The sequence below is a fragment of the Palleronia abyssalis genome, from assembly GCF_900302445.1.
GTDB lineage: Bacteria > Pseudomonadota > Alphaproteobacteria > Rhodobacterales > Rhodobacteraceae > Palleronia > Palleronia abyssalis.
The window spans coordinates 70,054-85,919 of record NZ_ONZF01000006.1 but is presented as its reverse complement, the minus strand read 5'-3'; the positions used below and the strand labels follow the sequence as shown (position 1 = coordinate 85,919).

The following is a 15,866-nucleotide window of genomic DNA, read 5'->3' as shown; positions in this document are numbered from 1 at the left end:
CATGTTACTTGCTTCGCGAGGTTTGATGCGCATGTCGCCCGAGAAACGTCAGAAATCCCCCGATCTCGAGGGGCCCGCCCGGCAACGGATGGTGATCGAGGGGGTCACGCCCCTGATCGGTGGCGGCCGCTTTGCCGCAAAGGCCGTGGCGGGATGGCCGATGGCTGTCTCGGCCGACATCTTCGGCGACGGGCACGAGGTGTTCGCGGCCGCGATCGAGACGTCGGACGGGGCCGAGACGCGCATGGCCTTCATCGAGAACGATCGCTGGGGGGCCGAGGTCACGTTCGACCAGCCCGGCCCCGCAAGCTTCGCGATCATCGCTTGGCGCGACCTGTGGGGCACTTGGGCCCGGGACGCGAAAAGGAAGCTGGATGCGGGTCAAGACATCTCGGTCGAGATGCAGGAGGCCGCGCAGATTCTTGGGCAGACGAAGGCGCCCCGGGGGGCCTCGGCCCAGGTGAAGAAGCTGGTCACGGCGGCGAAGAAGGGGGACGCCGCGATCCTGTTGTCCAGCGAGGCGGCTGAGCTGATGGGGCGTATCGGCCCCCGTGCGAACGTCACCCGGTATGAGCGTGACATCCCCGTCTGGGTCGACCGCGAGCGCGCCGCATTCTCGGCCTGGTACGAGCTGTTTCCACGTTCGACCGGGCCCGAGGGGCAGCACGGCACCTTCCACGACGTGATCGGGCGACTGGATTACGTGAAGGATCTTGGGTTCGACGTCCTCTATTTCCCGCCGATCCACCCGATCGGCACGACAAACCGGAAGGGCAAGAACAACTCCCTCGTCGCGGAACCCGGCGATATCGGATCACCCTACGCCATCGGCTCGTCCGAAGGGGGGATGACGGACGTCCACCCCGAATTGGGCACGTTGAAAGACTTCGACGATCTCGTCGAAGCCGCCGCGGAAAAGGACCTGGAAATCGCGCTGGACATCGCGCTGAACGCCTCGCCCGATCATCCCTGGATCGAAGAGCATCCAGACTGGTTCGAACGCCGCCCCGACGGGTCGATCAAGTTCGCCGAGAATCCGCCGAAGAAATACGAGGATATCGTCAACTTCCGCTACTACAACGACGACGGCACCCCGAACACACCGTTCTGGAAGGCCGTGCGCGACATCTTCCTGTTCTGGGCCAAGCATGGCGTTTTGTGCTTCCGCGTGGACAACCCCCACACCAAACCGTTCCCGTTCTGGGAATGGATCATTGCCGACGTTCGCGCCAAGCATCCCGGCGCGATCTTCCTGTCCGAGGCGTTCACGCGACCTAAAGTGATGAAGCGGCTGGCGAAAATCGGCTTCAACCAGAGCTACACCTACTACACATGGCGCAACACCAAGGAAGAGCTGACCGAGTACCTGACGGAGCTGACGACGGAGGAGTGCGCCGACTACATGCGGCCGAACTTCTTCACCAACACCCCCGACATCAATCCCTACTTCAACCACACTTCCGGGCGGCCGGGGTTCCGGACGCGGGCGGTCATGGCGGCGTCCCTGTCCGGGAACTGGGGGCTTTATTCGGGTTTCGAGCTTTGCGAGGACGATTGGCTGCCGCCCAAGGACGAATACCTCAATTCCGAGAAATACGAGCTGAAGCATCGCGACTATGACGCTCCCGGTCACATCAAGGATGACATCCGCCTGATCAATCGGATCCGCCAGGCCGAACCGGCGATGCGCGACTTCCGCAACTTGCGCTTCTTCGAAGCTTTCGAAGACCGGGTGCTGTATTATGGGCGCTTCGATCCGACGACTGGAAGCTACCTGCTGTTCCACGTCCTGATCGACCCGCTGAACCCAGCGCATTTCGAGTTCGAAGTGCCGCTGTGGGAGTTCGGGTTGCCGGACGACGGCGCGATCGGGGTGACGGACATGCTGTACGGCAATTCGTTCGACTGGCAGGGCAAGACTCACTGGCTGGAGTTGAATCCGCACGAACGGCCCTACGCTATCTGGAAACTCACCCCGCCGGAGATTGCCGAATGACCAAGATGGAACAGGGACTGACCGCCGGGGCCGACACGGCCGAGGCGCCGGACTGGTACAAGGATGCGCTGATCTATCAGCTGCACATCAAGGCTTATCAGGATTCGAACGGCGACGGCGTCGGCGATTTCCGCGGTTTGATGCAACGGCTCGACCATATTCAGGAGCTCGGCGCGACTGCGATCTGGGTCCTGCCGTTCTATCCCTCGCCCCTGCGCGACGACGGCTATGACATCTCCGAATTCAAGGCGATCAATCCCGCCTACGGGACGATGGAGGACTTCGAAAACCTGGTCGCCGAAGCTCACCGCCGTGGCTTGAAGGTCATCACCGAGCTTGTGATCAACCACACCAGCGACCAGCACGAGTGGTTCCAGCGGGCCCGCAGGGCACCAAAGGACAGCCCAGAGCGCGACTTCTATGTCTGGTCCGACGATCCGCAGAAATGGATGGACAAGACGCGGGTGATCTTCAACGACACACATGACAGCAACTGGACATGGGATCCGGTTGCCGGGCAGTTCTACTGGCACCGCTTCTTCGACCACCAGCCCGACTTGAACTTCGACAACCCCGCCGTGATGGAAGCGGTTCTGGACGTCATGCACTTCTGGCTGGACAAGGGCGTCGACGGGCTGCGGCTGGACGCGATCCCCTATCTGGTCGAGCGCGACGGCACCAACAACGAGAACCTGCCCGAAACCCATGACGTGCTGAAGGCGATCCGCGCCGACCTCGACAAGCACTACACGGGCAAGATGCTGCTGGCCGAGGCCAACCAGTGGCCCGAGGATACCCGCCCTTATTTCGGCGATGGCGACGAATGCCACATGGGCTTTCACTTCCCGCTGATGCCGCGGATGTACATGGCCGTCGCGCAGGAAGACCGCTATCCGATTTCCGACATCATCCGACAGACGCCCGAGATCCCCGAGGATTGCCAATGGGCCATCTTCCTGCGCAACCATGACGAGCTGACGCTGGAAATGGTCACGGATCGCGAGCGCGATTACCTTTGGGATTTCTATGCCTCCGACAAGCGCGCGCGGATCAACATGGGCATCCGCCGCCGCCTTGCGCCGCTTCTCCAGAACGACCGCCGCAAGATCGAGCTTCTGAACTCGCTGCTGCTGTCCATGCCCGGAACCCCCATCGTCTATTACGGGGACGAGATCGGGATGGGCGACAACTATTACCTTGGCGACCGCGACGGCGTGCGCACGCCCATGCAATGGTCTGCCGACCGCAATGCCGGGTTCAGCCGCGCGCTGCCGCAAGAGCTGTATCTGCCCACCATCCAGGATCCGGTCCACGGCTATCAGGCGATCAATGTCGAGGCACAGCAATCCTCGCCCACTTCGCTTCTGAATTGGGTCAAACGCATGATCGGCGTCCGCCAGCGCCACGACGTCTTCGGCCGGGGCGAGATCGAGCTTCTGTATCCCGCCAACCGCAAGGTCTTGGCGTACCTGCGCCGGACCGAGACCGAGACCGTGCTATGCGTCGCCAACCTGTCGCGCCAGGCCCAGGCGGCCGAGATCGACCTGCGCGATTTCGACGGTCGCGTCCCGATAGAGATGACGGGCCAATCCGCGTTTCCGCCCATCGGTGCGCTGCCCTATCTGCTGACCCTGCCCAGCTATGGCTTCTACTGGTTTCTGCTGAAGGAGGCCGAGGACGCTCCGTCCTGGCACACCCCCCATGCGCAGCAGCTGCCCGATTTCCTGACCCTGACCACGCGGGACGGGACGATCGCAGGGGCCTTGTCGGACCGGGCTGCCGGCGACTTCGTGTCGAAGACCCTGCGGGACTACCTTCCGCTGCAACGCTGGTTCGCCGCCAAGGAAGACCGGATCGACGGCGTCTCCCTGCGCCAACTGGCCGCTATGGATGACGGGCAGCACATGCTGGCCGTGGCGGATGTCGAGGTCGGCGGCGGCATGCAGCGCTACTTCCTGCCCCTTGCCGCCGTCTGGGGCGAGGATGCGCTGACCATGTCGCCGCGGCTTCCCGCGACGCTGGCGAAACTGCGCCAGGCCAACAAGGTGGGCGCGATCCTCGACGGGGCGGTGGACGACACCATGGCCACCTCGCTTCTGGCGGCGTTGCGCGAAGGCCGGTCGATCGACGCCGAAACGGGTCAGATCGAATTTACCCGAACCGACCGACTGGACGCGGTGAACGAGGATGCGGGTGAACCGCGTCTTCTGTCGGCCGAGCAGTCGAACGCCTCCATCGCGTTTTCCGACAAGGTGATCCTGAAGCTCTACCGCCGTCTGCAGGAGGGCGTGCAGCCCGATATCGAGGTCGCGCGTTTCCTCACGGAAGAGACCGATTTCACCGCCAGCCCCGCGCTTCTGGGCACCATCGACTGGACCGGCCCCGACGGCGCCGTCACCACGCTGGCCGCCGCATCGGAATTCGTGCGCAACCAGGGCGATGCCTGGACCTATGTCATCGACGCGCTGGACCGCGACCTTGAACGGCGCGAGATGGGCGGCCACAGCACCGACCCCGCCGCGCAGGAAGATCAGCCGCTTCTGGGCGGACCCTTGGATATCGGCGCCGTCCTCGGGCGGCGCACGGCCCAGCTTCACATGGCGCTGGCCAGCGGCGCCGAAGGCACCCCCTTCGCGCAAGAGCCGATGACGCCGGAGATCGTCCAGAAACTGGCCGACACTGTCGAGGCCGAGCTTGCGGATACCCTGGAGCGTCTGCAGTCGCGCCTCTCCAGCCTGCCCGCGGGCAGCCGTGCCGTGGCTGAGGCCGTGCTGGACCGGCGGGGGGCCTTCATGGACCGGATCGACGCGCTGCGTGGTCAGACGCCCTCGGGCGGGATCGGGCGAATCCATGGCGACTATCACCTGGGCCAGGTTCTGGTGGTCGAAACGGACGTGATGATCATCGATTTCGAAGGGGAGCCCGCCCGCAGCCTTGCCGAACGGCAGGCCAAGACCTCACCCATGCGGGACGTTGCGGGAATGATGCGCAGCTTTGATTATGCGCTGTGGTCGACCCTGCGTCGCCGGATCGAACTGGGCGCTGATCTGGAACGGACGATGCAGCATGTCGAAGGCTGGCGTCAGGCAACTCAGGGCACCTTCCTGCAAGCCTATCGCGACACCGCGTCGGGCAGCGATCTTCACCCCGGCGATTCGGCGTTCGAACAGGCCCTTCTGGACCTCTTCCTCATCCAGAAGGCCGCTTACGAGGTGGGCTACGAAATGGCGATGCGCCCCGATTGGGTCGACATCCCGCTTCGGGGGCTGTTGTCGCTGGCAGGGTCGTCGGTCGAGGGGGCCTAGCCGGGTCAGACGCCCGCAAGGCTTTCGACCATGGCGCGAAACCTGTCCGGGTGACCGAACAGGACGCTGCCCTCTGGCAGGCCCAGTAACCGGTCGCAGACCGCGCCTTCGGCCGTCAGCCGCGCCTCCAGCACCTGCGTCGCGGCGTCGATCCGGTCCGCCCGCGCCTCGGCCACGACTTGCGCCAGCGCGGCGCGGCGCCCCTTTGTCAGACCGACGATGATCTCAGCGATCAGAGCGGGGGCGGGGGCATCGAATAAGCCGCTCTCGACCCCTTCCGTGATCATCTCGGTCAGGGCCGGGCGCAGGATTTCTGCCGTCGCGGCATAGGTGCGCTGCGACAGCGCATCGTCTTCGGGACGGGACAACAGTTCGGCAAAGATGGGCAGGGCTTCGGGATTCTCGGCGTTCCAGCGCCGGGTTTCCGCGATGAAGGCGTTGAGGCGAACCAGCGCGTCGCCTTCGGTTTGTTCCCGGGCGACCTTGGCGGCGTCGACGGTCCGCGCGGTCATCCGTGCGACGATGGCGGCCAGCAAGTCGTCCTTGGTCGCGAAATGATGGTAGAACCCGCCCTTCGAGATCCCCGCCGCTGCCACGACGTCGGCCATGGTCACGGCATCCCAGCCCCGTGACACGAACAGGCTTTGCGCGGCGTCCAGGATCGCTTCCCGCCGGTCTGATGGGGCCATGCGGTGACGGCGTTGTGACCCTTTCGTTCGATTCACCCGAATTGCCCTCTTGAATACCGACCGGCAGTCGGTATCTACCCTTCAGCCCATGGCGTCAAGCCGTGCGGCCGGACCCACGACGCCGAAGGATTTGCCGAGACATGGACAAGACGCCCGACACGGCCGCCCAGCCCGCCCACCTGGAGTTCGAGACCGATCGCGGCGCGTCCCGCTCGGTCTGGATCGCGGCCGCGCTGCTCGTGGCCATCATCGCATGGATGGGCAGCGGGTTCGTGATGCCGTCCGAGGAAGCGGCGCCGTCGCAGGAAACGGCCGAACAGCTTCCCCCGTCGGTCGTCGCCCGAACGTCTCGGGCCGAACCGGTTACGCTGACCTTCCAGGCCGAGGGGCAGGCGCAGCCCGACCGCGACACGGCCCTGCGCGCCGAGGCCACCGGCGACGTGGTCGAGGTTCTGGCCGACAAGGGCGCAATGGTCGAGGCGGGCCAACCCATCGCTCGCCTGTCATCCACCCGCGCCGAGGCCGATCTGGCCCGCGCCGAGGAAGAGCGCGCCCGGGCCCAGCGCGAGATCGATAATGCCGAGCAGCTTTTGGAGCGCGGCGTGGGCACGGCCGACCGGGTGGCCGAAGCACGCGCGGAACTGGCCTCGGCCGAATCGCAGGTCATCTCGGCCCAGCAGACGCTGGAAGACCTGACGATCCTCGCACCCTTTCCGGGCCGGATCGAAACACTCAGCCTCGACGAGGGGGAGTTCGTGTCGGCCGGCGAGCAAGTCGGCCGCATCGTCGACAACCGGCCCCTGACCGTGGCGATCCAGGTGCCCCAGCAGGCGCTGAACCGGATCGAGGACGGCCAGCCGGCCGAAGTCACGTTCATCACCGGTGAGACGCGCGAAGGTACTGTCACCTTCGTCGGCACCTCGGCCTCGGCCGAAACCCGGACCTTCCTGGCCGAGATCGAGGTGGCGAACGAGGATGGCGCGATCCCCGCCGGCGTCTCGGCCGAGATCGTGATCCCCACGGGGCAAGCGCAGGCGCACTTCATCTCGCCCTCGGTCGTGTCCCTCAATCCCGAAGGCGCGCTGGGCGTGAAGACGGTCGAGGACGGAACCGTCCGCTTCCACCCGATCGAGATCGTCAAGGCCGAGCTTCAGGGCGTCTGGGCCACCGGACTGCCCGACACGGCCAACATCATCACCATCGGCCAGGGCTTCGTTCAAGCGGGCGAGCCTGTGCGCGCCCAAGCCCCGGAAGACGGCGAAGGTGATCTGGCCAGCGCCGCCGACACCCAGCGCGAAGCTCCGCAGGAGGTCGCAGAATGAACGGGCTTATCGACGCCGCATTCTCGCGCAGCCGCGTGGTGGTGATCGCGCTGGCGATGATCCTTGCGGTGGGCGCGATCGCCTATGTCTCGATCCCGAAGGAGGCCAACCCCGAGGTGCCGCTGCCGCTGGTCTATGTTTCGACCGGGATCGACGGGATCAGCCCCACCGACGCGGAACGGCTGCTGCTGGAACCGATGGAGGCCGAGTTCGGCGCCATCGAAGGACTTGAGAAGATGTCGAGCGAATCCGCCGAAGGTTTCGCCAGCGTCCAGCTGGAATTCACGGCCGGCGGCGATATCGACGAGGCGCTGGACAAAGTGCGCGATGCCGCCGACCGCGCCCAGGGCGAGCTGCCCGACGATGCGTATGACCTGACCGTGACCGAGATCAACACGGCGCTGTTCCCGATCATCACCGCGATCCTGTCCGGCCCCGTGCCGGAACGGGCGCTGAACGACCTGGCCGAGGACGTCCAGGACGAGCTCGAAGCTCTTGCCGGCGTGCTAGAAGTCGATATCGGCGGCGCGCGGGAAGAGTTCCTTGAGGTTCTGATCGACCCCACGGTTTTCCAGACCTACAACCTCAGCTTCGACGAGCTGACCAGCCAGTTGCAGCGCAACAACCGCCTGATCGCCGCCGGCGCCATCGAAACCGGGGGCGGGCGGATCGTGCTGAAGGTCCCCGGCCTGATCGAGAACCTCGAAGACGTGATGGAGATGCCCGTAAAGGTCGACGGCAACACCGTCGTCACCTTCGGTGATGTGGCGCAGGTCCGCCGCACGTTCGAGGATCCGACAAGCTTCGCGCGGATCGACGGGCAGCCGGCCCTTGCACTCGAGGTCAAGAAGCGGTCGGGCGCCAACATCATCGACACGGTCGCTGCCGTGCAGGCCACCATCGACGAAATGCGCGCGGAATGGCCCGACTCGGTCGAGGTGACGTATCTTCAGGACCAGAGTGAGGAGGTGAAGGCCCTGCTGACGGATCTGGAATCCAACGTCATCGCCGCCATCATCCTCGTGATGATCGTCATCGTCTTCGCACTTGGCCTGCGCTCGGCCATACTTGTCGGGCTGTCGATCCCCGGCGCGTTCCTGGCGGGCGTCGCCGCGCTGTGGTTCATGGGCTACACTATGAACATCGTGGTGCTGTTCTCGTTGATCCTCGTCGTGGGGATGCTGGTCGACGGCGCGATCGTCACGGTCGAACTGGCCGACCGCCGTCTTCAGGAAGGGGACGACCCCAAGTCCGCCTATGCCCACGCCGCCAAACGCATGGCTTGGCCGATCATCGCTTCGACCGCGACGACGCTCAGCGTGTTCTTCCCGCTGCTGTTCTGGACCGGCCTGATCGGCGAGTTCATGAAATTCCTGCCGATCACCGTGATCCTGACCCTGTTCGCGTCCCTCTTCATGGCGCTGGTCTTCATCCCCGTCGTGGGCGGCGTCATCGGCAAGCGCCAGCCCCAATCGGCCCGCGCCAAGGCGATGCTGTTCGAATCCGAGACGGGCGATCCACGCAAGATCAGCGGGTTCACCGGCGCTTATGTCCGGCTTCTGGAAAAGGCGATCCTGCGGCCCGGCACGACCCTGATCCTGGCCATCGCGCTGCTGTTCGGCGGCTTTGCGATCTATGGCGAGTTCGGGCGCGGCGTGTCCTTCTTTCCCTCGGTCGAGCCCGAGTTCATGCAGGTCGAGGTCCGCGCCCGTGACAACCTGTCGATCTACGAGCGCGACGCGCTGGTGCGCCGGGTCGAGGACCGTCTTCTGGATCAGGAGGGCGTGTCAAGCGTCTATGCCAGGTCCACGATTGGCGGCGGCGGCGGGGACGAGGAAGTCATCGGCACCATCCAGCTTGACCTTGTGGACTGGGACCAGCGGCGCCCCGCGGAACAGATCGGCGAGGATATCCGGGCCGAGATGTCGGACATTGCCGGCATCGACATCCAGGTTCTGACCGAAAGCGGTGGCCCGACCAGCGGCAAGCCCGTGAACCTTCAGGTCACCGCCCGCACGCCCGAGGACCAGACCCAGGCCGTGGAGAAGGCGCTGGCGATCATGGATCGCATCGGCGGCTTCACCGACGTCACCGACACGCGGCCGCTGCCGGGGGTCGAGGTCGCGATCAGCGTCGATCGCGCGGAGGCCGCGCGCTTCGGCGCCGATGTCAGCCTTCTGGGACAGGCGGTGCAGCTTCTGACCCAGGGCATTACCGTGACCGACTATCGCCCCTCGGACGCGGACGGAGAGCTTGACGTGCGGGTCCGGTTCCCCAGCGACCAACGCTCTCTGGCCGAGCTTGGGAACCTGCGCGTGCCGACTTCGTCGGGGCTTGTCCCGATCTCGAACTTCGTGACCTTCGCCCCGGCCGAGCGGGTCGGCATCGTCCGCCGCATCGACGAGGAACGCGTGACCACCATCGAGGCCAACGTCGCCCCGGGTCTTCTGGTGGGCGACCAGATCGCCGCGCTGCAATCCGCGCTTGCCGAGGCGGACCTGCCCGAAAGCGCCGAGTTCGACTTCGCGGGCGAGGCCGAGGACCAGCAGGAATCGATGACCTTCCTGTTGGGGGCCTTTGCTGCGGCCATCGTGCTGATGTTCGTGATCCTCGTTCTGCAGTTCAACAGTCTGTTTCAGGCGTTTGTCGTGATGAGCGCGATCGTCTTCTCTGTCGCGGGCGTGCTTCTGGGCCTCGTCATCACCGGGCGGCCCTTCGGCGTGGTCATGGGCGGCGTCGGGATCATCGCGCTGGCGGGGATCGTGGTGAACAACAACATCGTGCTGATCGACACCTATAACGACCTGCGCAGGATCGGTATGCCCCCGCTGGAGGCCGCGCTGAGGACGGGGGCGCAGCGTCTGCGTCCCGTGGTGCTGACCTCGGTCACGACCGCGCTGGGATTGCTGCCCATGGTGATCGGCCTCAACATCAACTTCTTCACGCGCGAGATCGTGTATGGCGCGCCGTCCACGCAATACTGGACGGAACTGTCCAGCGCGATCGCGGGCGGCCTGATCGTCGCGACCCTTCTGACGCTGGTCGTAACCCCTGCCATGTTGATGCTGCGGGAAAAGAAGGCGACCCGGGCCGGGACCGCGCCCGCCCCGGCCTGACGGGGTCAGGCGGGGTCGGGCCTTGCGTCCGGCGCCGCCCGCCGCCCCGCCATCGCGTTCAGCCACAAAACGACCACGATCGCCGCGGCACCAACCGCCTCGATCGCGATGGACGGCCAGAAGACCGCCACCACCGAGGGGACCAACACGGCGCGCTGCCACCATGGCATGGGCGCGAACAGGAACCCTTCCAGCGCGGCGGCGAAGGCCGTCAGGGCCAGGATCGCGATCAGGCCGTTCCACAGGACCAGCGGGATCGGGCCGCCGACGATGATCGGCTCGTTGAAGATCATGAACAGCGGAACCAGATACAGGCCCTTCGCGAACTTCCACGCCTGCACCGACGTCTCCATCGGTGGCGATCCTGCGATGGCCGCTCCCGCGAACCCCGCCAGCGCCACGGGCGGAGTGACGTTCGAATCCTGACTCCACCAGAAGACCACCAGATGCGCGACCAGAAGGGGGATCCCGAATTCCTCGGTCAAGGCGGGGCCGATCAGGATGATCAGCACGATATAGGCGGCCGTCACCGGCAGACCCATCCCTAGGATCAGGCTGGCGATCACCACCAGCAGCAGCGCCAGCAGCAGGTTGCCCCCCGAAAACGCGATCATCATGGACGAGAACTTCAGCCCCAGCCCAGTCAGGCCCACGACGCCCACGATGATCCCCGCCAGCGCGCAGGCGACCGACACCGCGACGGCGTTCCGCGCGCCCAGCTCCAGCGCCTCCAGCGTCTTTTCGACCCCCGCGCGGCCCAGCGCGACGGCACCCGCCCATGTCGGACCGTGACGCAGGTAGGACAGGATCGCCCGCAGCACCGCCGATGCGACCACCGCGACGACGGCATAAAACCCCACGCGCATGGGCGAGTATCCCGCCACCAGCAGCCAGACCAGCACGCCAAGCGGCAGAAGGAAGTGCCACCCCTCCAGCAGGACTTCGCGTACTTTCGGAAGTTCTTCGGCCGGCAGGCCTTCCAGACCCCGCTTCACCGCCGCGATGTGCACCAGCAGGTAGACCGTCCCGAAATATAGGATCGCCGGGAAGATCGAGATCATGACGATCTCGATGTAGGGCGTCCGCGTGAACTCGCTGATGAGGAACGCGCCCGCGCCCATCAGGGGCGGCATGATCTGCCCGCCCGTGGAGGCCGCGGCCTCGATCCCGCCGGCCTGCGCGGGGCGATACCCCAGCTTCTTCATAAGCGGGATCGTGAAGGCGCCCGTGGTCACGACGTTCGCGATGGCACTGCCCGAGATCGAGCCCATGCCCGCCGACGCGATGACAGCGGCTTTCGCCGGTCCGCCGCGCTGCTTTCCCGTGGTGGCGTAGGCCAGGTCGATGAAGAACTTGCCCGCGCCGGTCACTTCCAGAAACGCGCCGAACAGCACGAAGATGAAGATGAACGTGGCTGCGACGCCCAGCGGGATGCCGAATATCCCCTCGGCCCCCAGGGTCAGCTGACTGGCCAGCCGGTCCAGCGAATAGCCGCGGTGGTTCAGGATGCCGGGCATGAGGTCTGAAAGGAACGGTAACTCGCCCCGGTTGCCTGCGAAGGCATAGACGACGAAGACCGCGCCGATGACGGTGATCGTCGGCCCGATGGCCCGGCGCGAGGCCTCAAGCACCAGAAGCGCCGTGACGATGCCCACGGCCACGTCCTGCGTGCGCGGGAAGATCGCGTTGGCGATGGCGTCGATGTTGGCAGGCACCCAATAGCCCACCAGCACCCCGCCCAGGACCAGCGGCAGGTCGATGGCCCAGCCGAGGGCACCGCGCGGACGTTCCCCCGTGACGGGATAGATCAGGAAGCACAGCACCAGGATGAAGCCCAGGTGAATGGGCCGCTGATAGAACAGGCCCAGCGGCTGGATCCCGGCGGCGTAAAGTTGGAACAGCGACAACGCGATGCCGATGACCGAGATGAGCCCCAACGCGAGTTTCGGCTGGATATTGCGGATCTCCGCGCTGTTGACCCGATCGTCAGCCATGCCGGTCTACTCCAAAGCGATGCGAACGCGCCGATGCGCGGCTGTTTCAGAAAGCGAGACAACGGTGCCCCCGGCCGCCAGACGGTGATCGACCGCCATGCTGCCGGGTCTCAGCACATAGGCGTTGCCCGGAACCGGCTCGTCGATATCCTCGATCCAGTACCCGCCGTCGCCGTCCGAGACCTGCCGGCCGCGACCGGGGATATGCCCCAGACCCGCGGCGAAGTCGGGTTGGTGGGACCGCATCAGGACCATGCGTCCGTCCATGTTGCGATAGCAATCCTCGACGTCGAACCCCTGCACGGAATGGCGCCACAGTACGCACCAGTCCTGCCCTTCGGCAATCTCGATCCGCGCGATCTCGGTCCCGTCGTCGATCGTCGCGGTCAGGTCCGCCGCCGAAAGAGGAGAGGCCAGCAGGAGGGTCAAGATCCCCCCTGCAAGCAGTGGTTTCATTATTCCCGCAGGTCGTCGGGAATCTCGGCGCCCGCTTCCTCGAAATAGCGGATCGCGCCGGAATGCAGCGGCACGGGCGTCGCGGACATGGTGAACTCGACCGTGGTTTCTTCGGCGGCGGGGTGGACCGCGCGCAGCTCGGCGATGTTCTCGTACATCGCGCTGGTGATCTGATAGACCAGATCCTCGTCCAGCTCGGAGGATACGACCAGCACGTTCGGCACGCCGATGGTCGCGATATCCTCGTCCACGCCTTCATAGGTGCCGCCAGCCAGCGACAGCTCGGCGAAGGTCGGATCCGCTTCCTCGGCCGCCGCGATCTGTTCGTCGGTCAGCGAGATCATGCGGATGTCCTGCGTCGTGGCGAGGTTCAGGATCGACGAGGTGGGGGCGCCCACGCTCCAGAATCCGGCGTCGATATCGCCGTTGGCCAGCGCATCCGCCGTTTCGTTGAAGTTCAGGCGCTGGGCGTCGAAGTCGTCGAAGGACATGCCGTTCACTTCCAGCAGCGTCTGGGCATTGACCTCGGTCCCGGATCCGGGCGCACCGACCGACACGCGCATCCCCGCCAGATCGTCGATCGACTGGATGTCGGAATCGGCAGGCGTCACAATCTGCACCATGTTGGCATAAAGCGAGCCGATGGCGCGGACCATCGGCAGTTGCTGCCCCTCGAACCGGCCGGTGCCCGCATAGGCCTGCTGGACGGTATCGGCCAGCGCGATGGCAAGGTCAGCGTCGCCGGTGGCAATCAGGCCCATGTTCTCGACCGAGGCGCCGGTGACCTCGGCGGTGGCGCTGACGCCTTCGACGTGGTTGTTGATGACCTCGGCCAGGCCGCCGCCCATCGGATAATAGACGCCGCCCGTGCCGCCCGTGGCAATCGACAGCTGCGACTGCGCGACGGCCGGACCGGCCGCCAGCGCGGCGAGAATCGCAATTGATCGCATATGTAGCATGGTGTTCCTCCCTATGATTTTCTCTGCCCAAGCCTACCCGCAGGATAGCCGGGGTCAAACGACATCTTGAAAGCACGCCCATGTCGCATTCCCGGGCGTTTTTCCTAGCTCAATCGAAAAAGTTGAAGTCCTGCGTCTGGAATATGAACCTTTTACCCGTATAGGGTGACCTTGACATGGGGTCATGCCCGGCCTAGGGCGAAACAAGGGACACGGCTTTATGGGGGTGAAACCCAGATGGGCCTGATCGACATCGGCGCGGAACCTACGTCCCGCGACACCTTCAATGCGTTCATCGAACAGCTTCGGGACAGGCTCGGCGTCGATCACGCCGCCTATGCGGGAATGGATCATGCGGGGTCGGACATCCGCGGGTTCGTGACATATCCCGGTGCGTGGATCGAGCACTACCAGCAGAACGAAATGGCATCGAAGGACCCGACCCTGCGCCTTGCCAGCCGCAGTATCGCGCCGCTGGACTGGGCCCGGGCGGCGGCGATCTGCGAAGGCGATCGAGTGATGCTCGAGGCGTCGGATTTCGGGCTTCCCAGGAACGGCGTCACCGTACCCGTGCGCGGCCCATTCGGTGATATCGGCATGCTCAGCGTGTCGGCGCACGGCTCTCCCGAGCAATGGAAGAAGCAGTTCGCGCATATCCGGTCCGATCTGCAATCCATGGCGGTGTACCTGCACGACCGTGTGGTTCAATCCTTCACGGATCAGAACCCGGCGATGCGGCCCTTGATGTCGCAACGCGAGATCGAGATTCTGCAATGGATCGCGGTGGGCAAGACGCAACGCGATGTCGGCACGATCCTGTCGATCTCGGATCGCACGGTCGAGGTTCACCTCAGGTCCGCCCGCACCAAGCTCTCGGCATTGACGACGACGCAGGCTGTCGCGCGCGCTATTGAATCTCGGCTGATCAACCCCCGGTAAGGCTGACGTGGGGTAATTCTGCCGCTACGGGATTCCCCCAATTGTGAAGCCTGCCCAGCGCGACGATTCTCATTCTCGTAAATCTTTTGGAGAATCTGAGATGATCATCATCGTCGATGCACTGAACCGTCACAAGTATACCACATTGGTCGACCGTATGTTCCAATTGCGGGCCCAGGTGTTCGGGGGGCGTTTGGGCTGGGACGTGCAGGTCGAGAATGGGCGAGAGATCGACCAGTACGACTCTTTGGACCCGGCCTACGTGATCGGGGTGAATGCGGCGGGTGACGTCGTGTCGTGCGTGCGCGCGCTTCAGACCACCGGCCCGCACATGCTGTCGGACGTCTTCAGCGCCATCCTCGGGGACGAGCCGCCGCTGCGCAGCCCGACCTTGTGGGAATCCACCCGCTTTTGTGTCGATACCAAGCGCCTTGCCCGGGGCCGGGGACCGGGTTCGATCTCGGATGCCACGGCCGAGCTGATGATCGGATCGCTGGAATATGCCATGTCGTCGGGGATCGACGATATCGTCACCGTCATCGATCCCGTCATGGACAAGGTCCTGAAGCGGTCGAACAACGCGCCTTACGACTATGTCGGCAGTACCGTCCAGATGGGCAAGGTGCCGGCACTGGCCGCGCTTCTGGACTGCACGCAAGAAAGGATCGACCGGGTGCGCGACTTCGCCAACATTCCCCACGACGTGTTCGCAGGCCCCGAGGAATTGGCCCGTTTCACCGATGCCGGATTGCTGTCCCAGTCCAATTCGGTCGGCCGCGAGCTGACGGTCGATTATCTCTGGGCGCAGTTCGATGCGGCCAAGACGGTGGACGAAGTGGCGGCGGTCTATCGGATGTGGATGGACCTGTTTTCCAAGGGTCTGGTCGAAAGTGCCCCGCCCGAATCTCTGACGTCACGTCACGTCGCTTGACGGGATCGGCAGGCGGCCCATACCGGTGGACCGCCTGCCTCTGTGGTTGTAATTCCACATCAATCTTCGCGTGAAGGACTCGATCGCCGGCTTTTTTGCGTTGCGCCCTCGGATTGTCCGACCGTATCTTTCTAAGCCATAAGGTGCGCGTTGGGGGCT

10 protein-coding genes are annotated in these 15,866 nt (G+C 64.9%); 6 read left to right on the top strand and 4 right to left on the bottom strand.

The window, feature by feature from the left end:
• Nucleotides 1-25 precede the first annotated feature (25 nt).
• Together PAA8504_RS13585 and treS are read left to right on the top strand one after the other, a co-directional pair.
• Entirely contained in the window at nt 26-1,996 is a 1,971-nt protein-coding gene (locus PAA8504_RS13585) for an alpha-1,4-glucan--maltose-1-phosphate maltosyltransferase (protein WP_108894737.1), read from the top strand.
• Entirely contained in the window at nt 1,993-5,301 is a 3,309-nt protein-coding gene (treS, locus tag PAA8504_RS13580; RefSeq protein WP_181375799.1) for a maltose alpha-D-glucosyltransferase, read from the top strand. The genes PAA8504_RS13585 and treS overlap by 4 nt, the downstream gene beginning before the upstream one ends.
• A 5-nt stretch (nt 5,302-5,306) precedes the next feature.
• On the opposite strand, the gene PAA8504_RS13575 is transcribed toward treS, so the two are convergent.
• Nucleotides 5,307-5,990, bottom strand: coding sequence for a TetR/AcrR family transcriptional regulator (locus PAA8504_RS13575; RefSeq protein WP_108894736.1), 684 nt, complete (start codon nt 5,988-5,990; stop codon nt 5,307-5,309).
• Nucleotides 5,991-6,130: 140 nt separating this feature from the next.
• Between PAA8504_RS13575 and PAA8504_RS13570 the strand changes: the two genes are divergently transcribed.
• Entirely contained in the window at nt 6,131-7,312 is a 1,182-nt protein-coding gene (locus PAA8504_RS13570) for an efflux RND transporter periplasmic adaptor subunit (RefSeq protein ID WP_108894735.1), read from the top strand.
• Nucleotides 7,309-10,428 carry an efflux RND transporter permease subunit gene (locus PAA8504_RS13565; RefSeq protein WP_108894734.1) on the top strand — a complete coding sequence of 1,040 codons (3,120 nt, stop codon included), beginning with the start codon at nt 7,309-7,311 and terminating at the stop codon, nt 10,426-10,428. Before PAA8504_RS13570 ends, PAA8504_RS13565 begins: the two co-directional genes overlap by 4 nt.
• A 5-nt stretch (nt 10,429-10,433) precedes the next feature.
• Here the strand turns inward: PAA8504_RS13565 and PAA8504_RS13560 are convergent, their stop codons facing one another.
• From PAA8504_RS13560 to PAA8504_RS13550, 3 genes are read right to left on the bottom strand one after another with little or no spacing between them, the layout of a single operon-like run.
• The gene (locus tag PAA8504_RS13560) at nt 10,434-12,422 is read right to left on the bottom strand and encodes a TRAP transporter permease (protein WP_108894733.1); all 1,989 of its coding nucleotides are present in this window, start codon (nt 12,420-12,422) and stop codon (nt 10,434-10,436) included.
• Nucleotides 12,423-12,428: 6 nt separating this feature from the next.
• Nucleotides 12,429-12,851 carry a DUF1850 domain-containing protein gene (locus PAA8504_RS13555; RefSeq protein WP_245897638.1) on the bottom strand — a complete coding sequence of 141 codons (423 nt, stop codon included), beginning with the start codon at nt 12,849-12,851 and terminating at the stop codon, nt 12,429-12,431.
• A 26-nt stretch (nt 12,852-12,877) separates the two neighbouring features.
• The gene (locus tag PAA8504_RS13550) at nt 12,878-13,837 is read right to left on the bottom strand and encodes a TAXI family TRAP transporter solute-binding subunit (RefSeq protein WP_108894731.1); all 960 of its coding nucleotides are present in this window, start codon (nt 13,835-13,837) and stop codon (nt 12,878-12,880) included.
• A 237-nt stretch (nt 13,838-14,074) separates the two neighbouring features.
• On the opposite strand from PAA8504_RS13550, the gene PAA8504_RS13545 reads away from it, so the two are divergent.
• On the top strand, nt 14,075-14,776 hold the full coding sequence (locus PAA8504_RS13545; RefSeq protein ID WP_108894730.1) for an autoinducer binding domain-containing protein: 702 nt from the start codon (nt 14,075-14,077) through the stop codon (nt 14,774-14,776).
• 100 nt (nt 14,777-14,876) lie between these two features.
• Nucleotides 14,877-15,707, top strand: coding sequence for an acyl-homoserine-lactone synthase (locus PAA8504_RS13540; RefSeq protein WP_108894729.1), 831 nt, complete (start codon nt 14,877-14,879; stop codon nt 15,705-15,707).
• Nucleotides 15,708-15,866 lie beyond the last annotated feature (159 nt).